The sequence below is a fragment of the Kitasatospora arboriphila genome (genome assembly GCF_039528095.1).
Classification (GTDB): domain Bacteria; phylum Actinomycetota; class Actinomycetes; order Streptomycetales; family Streptomycetaceae; genus Kitasatospora; species Kitasatospora arboriphila.
Map to the genome: position 1 here is coordinate 10,351 of NZ_BAAALD010000120.1, position 9,201 is coordinate 19,551.

At 75.4% G+C, this 9,201-nt stretch carries 10 protein-coding genes, 1 tRNA gene and 1 pseudogene; 6 read left to right on the forward strand and 6 right to left on the reverse strand.

The features are described from left to right. Both ABD353_RS40635 and ABD353_RS35370 read left to right on the forward strand, forming a co-directional pair. Positions 1–417, forward strand: a pseudogene (locus ABD353_RS40635) (DEAD/DEAH box helicase); the annotation flags it as partial. A 142-nt stretch (positions 418–559) separates the two neighbouring features. Beyond that, positions 560–1,369: a TIGR02452 family protein gene (locus ABD353_RS35370; RefSeq protein ID WP_344627809.1), complete on the forward strand. Its 810-nt coding sequence runs from the start codon at positions 560–562 to the stop codon at positions 1,367–1,369. 62 nt (positions 1,370–1,431) lie between these two features. Here the strand turns inward: ABD353_RS35370 and ABD353_RS35375 are convergent, their stop codons facing one another. Next, positions 1,432–1,734: a hypothetical protein gene (locus ABD353_RS35375; protein WP_344627810.1), complete on the reverse strand. Its 303-nt coding sequence runs from the start codon at positions 1,732–1,734 to the stop codon at positions 1,432–1,434. 142 nt (positions 1,735–1,876) lie between these two features. Here ABD353_RS35375 and ABD353_RS35380 point away from each other — a divergent pair, with 142 nt between their 5' ends. Continuing rightward, positions 1,877–3,010: a low temperature requirement protein A gene (locus ABD353_RS35380; RefSeq protein ID WP_344627811.1), complete on the forward strand. Its 1,134-nt coding sequence runs from the start codon at positions 1,877–1,879 to the stop codon at positions 3,008–3,010. 30 nt (positions 3,011–3,040) lie between these two features. Here the strand turns inward: ABD353_RS35380 and ABD353_RS35385 are convergent, their stop codons facing one another. Together ABD353_RS35385 and ABD353_RS35390 are read right to left on the reverse strand one after the other, a co-directional pair. Then, positions 3,041–3,853, reverse strand: coding sequence for a tyrosine-protein phosphatase (locus ABD353_RS35385; protein ID WP_344627812.1), 813 nt, complete (start codon positions 3,851–3,853; stop codon positions 3,041–3,043). Positions 3,854–3,920: 67 nt separating this feature from the next. Then, on the reverse strand, positions 3,921–4,670 hold the full coding sequence (locus ABD353_RS35390) for an SDR family oxidoreductase (RefSeq protein ID WP_344627813.1): 750 nt from the start codon (positions 4,668–4,670) through the stop codon (positions 3,921–3,923). Positions 4,671–4,752: 82 nt separating this feature from the next. On the opposite strand from ABD353_RS35390, the gene ABD353_RS35395 reads away from it, so the two are divergent. Further along, a complete protein-coding gene (locus ABD353_RS35395; protein ID WP_344627814.1) occupies positions 4,753–5,316 on the forward strand; it encodes a transglutaminase-like domain-containing protein in 564 nt (187 codons plus the stop codon). A 37-nt stretch (positions 5,317–5,353) separates the two neighbouring features. Here ABD353_RS35395 and ABD353_RS35400 read toward each other — a convergent pair whose 3' ends face one another. After that, positions 5,354–6,562, reverse strand: coding sequence for a DNA glycosylase AlkZ-like family protein (locus ABD353_RS35400; protein WP_344627815.1), 1,209 nt, complete (start codon positions 6,560–6,562; stop codon positions 5,354–5,356). Between the two features lie 140 nt (positions 6,563–6,702). Here ABD353_RS35400 and ABD353_RS35405 point away from each other — a divergent pair, with 140 nt between their 5' ends. Together ABD353_RS35405 and ABD353_RS35410 are read left to right on the forward strand one after the other, a co-directional pair. After that, complete coding sequence (locus ABD353_RS35405) at positions 6,703–7,377, forward strand: DNA polymerase beta superfamily protein (RefSeq protein ID WP_344627816.1); 675 nt, start codon at positions 6,703–6,705, stop codon at positions 7,375–7,377. A gap of 121 nt (positions 7,378–7,498) precedes the next feature. Next, a tRNA-Lys gene (locus ABD353_RS35410) sits at positions 7,499–7,571 on the forward strand. Positions 7,572–7,637: 66 nt separating this feature from the next. Here ABD353_RS35410 and ABD353_RS35415 read toward each other — a convergent pair. Both ABD353_RS35415 and ABD353_RS35420 read right to left on the reverse strand, forming a co-directional pair. Beyond that, a complete protein-coding gene (locus tag ABD353_RS35415) occupies positions 7,638–8,201 on the reverse strand; it encodes a flavoprotein (RefSeq protein WP_425555319.1) in 564 nt (187 codons plus the stop codon). A 109-nt stretch (positions 8,202–8,310) separates the two neighbouring features. Continuing rightward, complete coding sequence (locus ABD353_RS35420) at positions 8,311–8,934, reverse strand: hypothetical protein (protein WP_344627817.1); 624 nt, start codon at positions 8,932–8,934, stop codon at positions 8,311–8,313. Positions 8,935–9,201: the final 267 nt, after the last annotated feature.

Consider the following 9,201-nt stretch of genomic DNA (forward strand, 5'->3'; position numbering starts at 1 on the left):
CGTTCGTTCGGCGACCGTGACCGCGGTGAGCGCGGCGGCTTCAACCGTGACGACCGCGGTGGCCGTTCCTTCAACCGTGACGACCGCGGTGGCCGTTCGTTCGGCGACCGTGACCGCGGTGAGCGCGGCGGCTTCAACCGTGACGACCGTGGCGGCTTCAACCGCGACGACCGCGGTGGCCGTTCGTTCGGCGACCGTCCGGCCCGCTCCTTCGGCGACCGCCCGTCCTTCGGTGACCGCGACCGCGGCAACAGCGGCAGCAGCCGTCCGTTCGCCCGCCGCGACGACCACCGCTCCGGCGGCCGTCCGCAGGGCTTCGGCCGTGACGACCGCGGTGGCCGTTCCTTCGGCGACCGTGACCGCGGTGAGCGCGGCGGCTTCAACCGCGACGACCGCAAGCCGCGCTGGAAGAACTGACGCCTCACGCGCCTTGGTACGGGCCCGCTCCACTTCGGTGGGGCGGGCCCGTCCGCGTTCCCGGGCGGCCGGGCGCGGTGTTGTTCTCGGAATGAGAATAATCGGTGGCGGACTCCCCGGGGCGGCGCGTAGCGTCACCGCCATGAGTCGAATGCACCAGGTGGCGGTCGAGAACGAGGAGATCGCCGAGCGGGGGAACTACCGGACGCGGGCCGGTGCGGTGGTGGAGATCGGGCCGGTCCTGGCCGCGGCCCGGGCCGGCACGGTCTCGTACGGGCCGGACGAGCCGGCGGGCCCCGGCGCGGGGCCGTTCACGGGGGCGGTCGAGGTCACGGCCGAGGGCAGCATCCAGGCCGGCGCACGGCTGGTCGCGGCGGGCGGCGAGCACGTCGCGGTGCTGAACTTCGCCTCGGCGCGGAACCCGGGCGGCGGCTACCTGCGCGGCGCCAAGGCCCAGGAGGAGGACCTCTGCCGCAGCGCGCTGCTCTACCGGTGCCTGCTGGAGGCCCCGGACTACTACGAGGCGCACCGGGCCTCCGGTGACCTGCGGTACAGCCACCGGGTGATCTGGTCGCCCCACGTGCCGGTGGTCCGCGGGCCGGGCGGGCTGCTCGCCGAGCCCTACGCGCTGTCCTTCCTGACCTCGCCCGCGCCCAACGCGGGCCAGCTGGCGCTGCGCTCCGGCGGCCGGCCGGTGGACGTGGCCGGGGTGCTCGCCGAGCGGGCCGTCCGGGTGCTCGCCGCGGCGGCCCGGCACGGCGTCCGCGAGCTGGTGCTGGGGGCCTGGGGCTGCGGGGTGTTCCGCAACGACCCGGCGGTGGTGGCGGACGCCTTCGCCGCCGCCCTGGCGACCCACGGCGCCGCCTTCGACCGGGTGGTCTTCGCGGTCTGGGACCGCTCACCGGTGTCGGCGAACCGGGCGGCCTTCGAGGCGCGCTTCCCGGCGGCCTGAGCGGCACCCGGGCCGACCCGCGGCCGGGCGGGGCGCCTGCCCGGACCCTCGGGGCCTTCGGGTCAGTTGCTGCGGCGGGTGGCCAGGGCCGAGGCGGTGGCCACCACGGCGGTCACCGCAAGGACGGAGGGCCAGGCGCCGATCTTCTTCGCCAGCGGGTGCGAGCCGCCGAACGCCGCCACGTAGAGCCCGGTCAGCGCCGCCGCGGTGGCCGGGCCGGCCTGGCGGTTCCACTGGACGGCCGCGGTGGCACCGGCGGCGGCGAGCACCGCCCCGCCGAGCTCCCGGCGCCCGCTCCACCGGGCGGTGCCGTACCCGCCGATCAGACCGGCCGCCGCCACCGCCGTGCTCGGGACACCCGCCATTTCCGTACTCCTCGCTCCGGGGACTCTCCTGCGACCCTAACCCGCTCGGCCGGGTGCCCCGGGCGGGGGCACGTCACCGGGCGGGCACCGGTGCGGCCGAAATCCCGCCCGCAGGCGGCCGAGTTGATCCATACTCGCGCCCGTGACCACTGCCACCAGGACCACCGCCGTCGAGGGCGAGGCCGAACTGCGGGTCGGCCCGCTGGAGCTCTTCTTCGACCTCGTCTTCGTCTTCACCATCACCCAGCTGACCGCCAGCCTGGTGCACCACCTGACCCCGGGCGGGCTGGTGCGGGTGCTGGTGATGCTCGCCGTGATCTGGTGGATGTACGACGCGTTCATCTGGCTCACCAACGCGATGCCGCCGTCGACGCACCCGCGCCGGGCCTTCCTGCTGCTCGGCATGACGGGCTTCCTGATCGTCTCGCTCGCCGTGCCGCACGCCTTCGACGGCAGCGGGGCCGCGTTCGGCTGGGCGTACCTGCTGGTGATCGCCGTGCACACCGGGATGTTCGCGGCGGCCGGGGTGGCCCGCGGGTCGGTGCTGCGGATGGGCGGACTGAACCTGGTCATCGCCGTCCTGGTGGTGGCCGGAGGCTACCTGGAGGGTTCCGTCCAACTCGCCCTGTGGACGGCCTCGCTGGCGTTGCAGATCGCCAACCCGTACCTGGTCGACCTGCCGCAGTTCCACCTGCGGGCGGACCACTTCGTGGAGCGGCACGGGCTGGTGGTGATCGTGGCCTTCGGAGAGTCGGTGGTCGCGCTGGGCGCCGGCGCCGCGGGCCACGAGGAGCTCACCGCCGGGCCGGTGGGCGCGGCGGTCTGTGCGCTCGCGGTCTGCATCGGCCTGTGGTGGGCCTACTTCGGCCACGACGACGACGAGCGGACGGTCGCCGTGATGGCGGTGCTGGACGACGCCCGGCGCAACCGCGTGGCGATCCGCGTCCACAACCTCGGCCACTACGCGCTGCTGCTCGCGGTGATCCTCTTCGCGGCGGGCGCCGAGTCGGCCGTCGCGCACCCGACGGCGGGGCTCTCCACCGCCCGGGCCGCGGTGCTGGCCGCCGGCCCGGCGCTGTTCCTGGTCGCTAACGCCGGGATCCGCCGCACCTTCGGGCTGCACCCGCTGCTGCCCCGGCTGGTCGCGGCAGCCCTGGTCGCGGCGACCGTCCCGCTCGGCACCGGGAGGTCGGCGCTCGTCCAACTCGGGGCGATCGCCGTGCTGATGGCCGCGGCCTTCGCCTGGGAGGAGCGGCACCGGCCCGCCCGTGGCTGAGCCGGTGTCGCGCCCTTCCGGCCCGGACCCTCAGCCCAACTTGGCGCGCAGTGCGGCCAGTTCCTCCGCGGTGACACCGTGGGCGAGCAGGTAGCCCTCGATCGAGCCGTGCAGCTCGCGCATCCGGGCGAGCGCGGCGAGCAGGCTGTCCGCCTCCACCGGGTGCGAGAGCTGCTCCTCGCCGTTCTCGTCCAGGTACGGCACCGGCCCCTTGTCCAGGCCGAGGTGCACGTTCGAGCGCAGGAAGTCCTCGACGATCTCCTCCTCGGACAGCCCGGCCAGGTGGTGCACCACGGCGACGGTCAGACCGGTGCGGTCCTTGCCGACGGCGCAGTGGACGACCGCGGGCGTCCCGTCCGGTGCGGCCAGCCGGCGGACGGTGCCGGCGATCGCGGCCCCGCCGGTCTCGGCCATGAAGAGGTAGACCGGGAGCGACCCGGACGGCCACTCGATGCCCGTCTCCGAGCGGTCCGGCAGCAGCGGCAGGTGGTGGTCCAGGTAGTCCAGGCCGTGCCGCTCGTCCGGCCAGCGGCTGCGCTCGGTCGACGTGCGCAGGTCGACGACGACCCGGATGCCGAGCGCCTCCAGCGCCCTGGCGCCCTGCGGGGTCAGCAGGGCGAGGGTGCCGGAGCGGAACAGCACGCCGGGGCGGACGGTGCCCACCCCGGCGTCCCGGAAGTTCGGCACGTCCGGGACGGTGCCGTGCGGCCGGGACCGCTGGTAGTCGAGGCGTGCCGGGATGTCGGCGACCGCCCCGGACGTCGCACCGGCGGTGACGGTGGAGGCAGTGGCAGTAACAGCGGCGTCGGTGTCGACGGCGTCGTCGAACTCGCTCTCGGTCATGGGGCCAACGGTAGGCCGCCCGGCCCGCCGGGCGGGCCCGATCGCGAAACCCGTTCCGCCGCGCCGCTCACCGCCCGCCGGCGATGTCCACGAAGGCCCCGGTGCTGTACGAGGAGGCGGGCGACAGCAGGAAGAGGATGCTCTCGGCGACCTCCTCCGGCTGCCCGCCGCGGCCCATCGGGAGCCCCGGCGCGACCCGGTCGACCCGGCCGGGCTCGCCGCCCAGCGCGTGGATGCCGGTGTGGATCAGACCGGGGCGCACCGCGTTGACCCGGATGCCCTCGCCGGCGACCTCCAGGGCCAGGCCGCGGGTCATCGAGTCCAGCGCGCCCTTGGAGGCCGCGTAGTCCACGTACTCGTTGGGCGAGCCCAGCCGGGACGCGGCCGAGGACACGTTGACGATCGCCCCGCCGCGGCCGCCGTAGCGGGTGGACATCCGGCGGACGGCCTCGCCCGCACACAGGAACGGTCCGGTGATGTTGGCCGCCCAGATCCGGGCCAGCCGGTCCTCGTCCAGCTCGTCGAGGCGGCACTGCTTCTCCAGCGTGCCGGCGTTGTTCACCAGGCCGGTCAGCGTGCCGAGGCGCTCGTCGACCGTCTCGAACAGCCGCCTCGCCCCGTCGGCCCGGCTCACGTCCGCCCGGACGGCGATCGCGGTGCCGCCCGCGGCGCGGATGCCGTCCACCACGGCCTGCGCCGAGACGCTGTCGTTGAGGTAGTTGATGCAGACGCGGTGGCCGCGGGCCGCGGCCAGCCGGGCGGTGGCGGCCCCGATCCCGCGTCCGCCGCCGGTGACCACAAGGACTTCGTCGCTCATGGCCCCGACCGTAGCCGAACCGGCGGTGTCCGAAGGGCGGAAATCCCGGTCGGTCCGCACCCCGGCCCCGCAGGATGGCCGCATGACCGCACAGCCCACAGCCGCCGACGACCGGGCCCACCTGGCCGTCGACGCCACGATCGACCACGACCACCCCGCGATCCGCGCGCTCGCCCGCAGCCTGCGCGGGGCGAGCGCCGAGGAGACCGCGCGCGCCCTGTACCTGCACGTCCGCGACGAGGTGGCGCACTCCTACGACGTGGACCGGTGGAGCGCCGCCGTCCGCGCCTCCGACGTCCTCGCCGCGGGCGACGCCGTCTGCCACGGCAAGTCCCACCTGCTGGTCGCCCTGCTCCGTGCCGAGGGCATCCCGGCCGGCCTGTGCTACCAGCGGCTGGAGGCGCTGCACGCCCTCGCCGCGTACCGGCTGCCCGGGCAGTCGGAGTGGGTCCGGATCGACGCGCGCGGCAACCGGCCGGGCATGGACGCGCAGTTCGCCGTCACCCCGGCCGAGGAGCGGCTCGCCTACCCCGACGTCCCGCTGGAGCCCGGCGTGCACGCCGCCGTACCGCCCGTCCTGGCCGCCGGCCTCGCCCGGGGCGTGCCGGGCGTCGCCTCCTTCGACTACATCCCGACCGCGCTTTGAGTGGTCAACCCCAGGGGCGCTGTGGCATCCCGAGCGCCTACGGAGTCGCCTCGCGGAGGGCGGCGATCCGGGGGGCGCGGCTCTTCGGCGAGTCCAGGCTGAAGCCGCGGGCGTCCCCGAGCTCGTCGCGGACGAACGCCTCCGTGCGGTCGATCGCCGCGCGCAGTGCCGCGTCCTCCGGTACGTACAGCCGGTGCACGATCTCCCGCTCCCCGGGGTCGTACTCCCACAGCCCGACGATCCGGCCGCGGTCCACCACGACATGGGTCTGCGGGTCGGCCTCGGAGCCGAAGGTGCGCCCGGCCCGCCCGCCCGGCAGGGTCCGTCCGGCGTCGGCCGCGTCCAGCAGCCGGGGCAGGTCCCGGTGCAGCAGGTGGATGCCGTCGATCCCGGCGACCAGCGCGTACGAGGGTTCGGCGGGGGGCACGAAGGCCTCGAACTCCGCCACCAGGGAGGCCGGCAGCAGCAGGTCGGTGCCGGGCAGGGTGACCAGGTCGAGCGGGGCCAGCGCGGCCTTGGCGGTCGCCGCCGTGAACCCGGTGAACCACCTCAGGTGCCGGACGGCCGCCGGCGCGGCCCACGACAGGTACCGCTCGGCGAGCTCCGCGGCGGAGCCCTTCACCGGCTGGTCCCACCGGACGTAGCCGTAACGCTGCTGGTCCAGGCGGCCGTTGACCGGTACCCGGCGGGCCTGGCCGCGGGCCTGCAGCAGCCCCAGCGCCAGCGGCAGCGTGGTCGACACCCCGCGCTTGCGGCCCGCCTCGCCGAGCGGGCGGACGGCCCCGCCCGCCGCTTCGCGGATCGCCGCCGGCTCCAACGGGTCGTCGGGCGACAGGAGATGGCCGAGGGTCAGGCAGAGCTTCTCGATCTCGTCCCGGGTCACGCCCAGGTGCTTCACCGCGGAGGTGATCTCGCTCTCCGGGGCACCCGCGCCGGCGGCCAGGCCGAGTGCGTAGTCCGCAGCAGGCAGGACGTAGGTGCAGCCGCGGGCGGACGGCAGCTCGTGCACCTCCAGGGCGGCCACCGCCGTGTCCACCGCCTCCCGGCCCAGCCCGGCCCGGGCGAACAGGCCCAGGTAGGGGGCGGCGCCGCCGACCGACCGGGCCCAGCCGGCCGCGCTGAGCACCTCGGCCGGGGAGGCGCCCGCGTGCGCCGGTTCGGGGCCTCCCGTCAGCCACTGCCGGTGCGCCCACCAGGCCCTGAGCTTCGCCGCCGGGACCACGCTGTCCATCAGCCCGTTCGCCATGGGCCCAGTATCGGCGCGCCGGAGCACGGGCGGCCGGAGCGACCTACCGACAATTCGGTCGCGCCCGGCGGCGGCCGCAGGGCAGACTGCCTGTTCAGCCCCCCACCGGTTCTGCCGGCCCCCGACGGACGGAGACGCCCGTGCACGTCCTGCTCGCCGGCATCGTCGGCTCCACCGCGTACGGCCTGGCGCACGCCGGCTCGGACATCGACCGGCTCGGCCTGTTCGCCGCGCCCACCATCGAGTTCCACGGCCTGCAGCGGCCCGCGGAGTCGCACGTCACCACCGCGCCCGACCGGACCCTGCACGAGGCGGCGAAGTGGTGCCGGCTCGCGCTCAACTGCAACCCCACCGCCTCCGAACTCGCCTGGCTGCCCGAGGACCTGTACGAGGTGCGCACCGCGCTGGGCGAGGAGCTGATCGGCATCCGCCGGTCCTTCCTCAGCGAGCACGCCGTCCGCCGTTCCTACCTCGGCTACGCCACCCAGCAGTTCAGGAAGCTGACGACCCGGGACACCACCGACCCGGCCGCGCGGGCCAGGGCCGCCAAGCACGCCCGGCACCTCGTCCGGCTGGTCGAGCAGGGCCTCGCCCTGCACGAGACCGGCGAGGTCACCGTGCGGCTCGCCGACCCCGAGCGGGTCCGCGCGCTCGGCGAGCGCTACGCCGAGCGGCCCGAGGAGGCGGCCGGGCTGCTCGCCTCGGCGGAGGCCCGGTTCGACCGGCCCGGTGTGCTGCCGGCGGCGCCCGACGAGGCCCCGGCCGAGGCCTGGCTGCGCCGGGTCCGGGCCGTCCATCTGGACCCGGCGGCCTGACGCTCGTCCGCGCACCGGTTCGAGGCGCGGCGCGGCGCACAATCCCCTGGCGGCCCCCCGGGGATCACCGGGTAGGATCGGCCCCGGCGAGCGCTGTACCAGCACGGTCGTGCCCGCCGGCGGGCCGCTAGCTCAATTGGCAGAGCTGCGGACTTTTAATCCGTAGGTTCAGGGTTCGAGCCCCTGGCGGCCCACCGTCCCGCCGAAGTCCGGCACCGGCACCGGGGAGCCGGTGCCGGACTTCGGCGTTCCGGGCGGTTTCAGCCGTTGCCGCCCGTGCCGGTGAGGACGGGGCGGAGCAGGTCGAGGACGGCCGTCCAGCGGTAGGCGGCGCGGCCCTCGTCGGTGCGGGCCCGGTGCGGGACGGCGTCGCCGAACAGCACGCCCATCGACCGCAGCCGCTCCAGGCTCGCCCCGTAGGCGGGGTGGGCGGCCTGCGCCGCGTTGACGTACGGCTGGACGGCCGTCGGCGTGCCGAGGCCGTGCGCCTCGCAGAGGATGCCCAGGGCCAGGGTGTCGGAGATGCCGGCGGCCCACTTGTTGACGGTGTTGAAGGTGGCGGGGGCGACCGCGATCGCGTCGGCCCAGGGCAGCGGCTGCGGGCTGCCCGGGGTGCGCCAGGCCGAGCGGACGGCGTGGCCGGTCCGCGCCTCGACGGTCTCCCGGTCGATGAAGCCGAGTGCGGTCGGGGTGGCGATGACGCCGACGCCCCAGCCCTCGTCCTGGGCGGCGCCGATCAGGGTGTCGACGTCCGCCGCGATGCCCGCGGCGCAGACGACGACGTAGAGGAACGGCCGGTGCTGCTCGGTCAACTGCTCGGTCAAGCCTGGACTCCCCGGTGCGGTCGGCGGTGTGTGGCAGGTACCGGGACATCCTGCCCCGCCGGGCGCCCGCCGTCCCGGCCCGTGGCGGCGGACCGGAACGGACACCGCATCAGGGCTTCAGCAGCACCGGCGGGAAGAACGGCCGGGACATCTTCAGCCGGTAGGCCATCGAGACGTCGTCGATCAGGAACGGCACCTTGTTGGCGGCGTCGTCCACGGAGAAGAAGGAGATCACGGCCTTCTGCTCGGTGGAGGAGTAGAAGGCGCTCGGCAGGGTCACGGTGACCTGCTGGTAGCCGCTGCCGCTGTCCTTGTTGGTCCGGCTGGCCAGGGTGTACGGGGTGCCGTCCGGCGCGGTGGCCTCGACGGTGAGCTCGTGGTAGCCGAAGGTGGCCGGGGTCGGGGTGCCGATGTGCACCCAGAAGGTCAGCACCGGCACCCGCAGGGCCGGGATCGTCACCTGCTGGGTGATCCGGTCCATGCCGGGCCGGCCGTGGCCGCCGAGCTCGGCCTTCCAGGTGCCCGAGTGCGCGGGCAGCGCCGGGTCGTCGGTGATGATCCCGGTGCCGAACGGCAACGAGAACGTGTTCCACCCGCTGGCGCCGGACTCGAAGTCGGGGTTGGCGACGCCGGCCGGTGCGGCCTGCGCGGCCGGGGCGGCCAGCAGGCCGACGACGGCGGCTGCGGCGAGGGCGGAAGTGGCGATGCGCGCCTTCCGGAACATGGCCTTCATGACTCTCCTGATCGGGGTGGCCGCCCGCACCTGCTGCCGGTGCCCGGGGCGGCGGAGTTCCTGCTGCGGCCCGGAGCCGCAGCAGGAACGTACCGTCCACCACTGACACCACCGGGGTGGAACCGGTTCCCGATCTGATGCACGGTCATGTCCGTGCCCAGGTGCGGGGGCGAACGGGCGGGGGGGGGGCGGGGGGGGGGGGGGCCCCGCCCCCGCTGCGGGCGAGGACCACGCCGGTGAAGGCCGCGACGGCGAGCTCGGCGCGCA

Excerpts from the sequence above, each read along its gene's own strand:
- ABD353_RS35400 (WP_344627815.1), bottom strand. The coding sequence starts at position 6,562 with ATGGCGAACGGGCTGATGGACAGCGTGGTCCCGGCGGCGAAGCTCAGG.
- ABD353_RS35395 (WP_344627814.1), top strand. The coding sequence starts at position 4,753 with ATGACCGCACAGCCCACAGCCGCCGACGACCGGGCCCACCTGGCCGTC.
- ABD353_RS35375 (WP_344627810.1), bottom strand. The coding sequence starts at position 1,734 with ATGGCGGGTGTCCCGAGCACGGCGGTGGCGGCGGCCGGTCTGATCGGC.
- ABD353_RS35370 (WP_344627809.1), top strand. The coding sequence starts at position 560 with ATGAGTCGAATGCACCAGGTGGCGGTCGAGAACGAGGAGATCGCCGAG.
- ABD353_RS35385 (WP_344627812.1), bottom strand. The coding sequence starts at position 3,853 with ATGACCGAGAGCGAGTTCGACGACGCCGTCGACACCGACGCCGCTGTT.
- ABD353_RS35390 (WP_344627813.1), bottom strand. The coding sequence starts at position 4,670 with ATGAGCGACGAAGTCCTTGTGGTCACCGGCGGCGGACGCGGGATCGGG.
- ABD353_RS35420 (WP_344627817.1), bottom strand. The coding sequence starts at position 8,934 with ATGAAGGCCATGTTCCGGAAGGCGCGCATCGCCACTTCCGCCCTCGCC.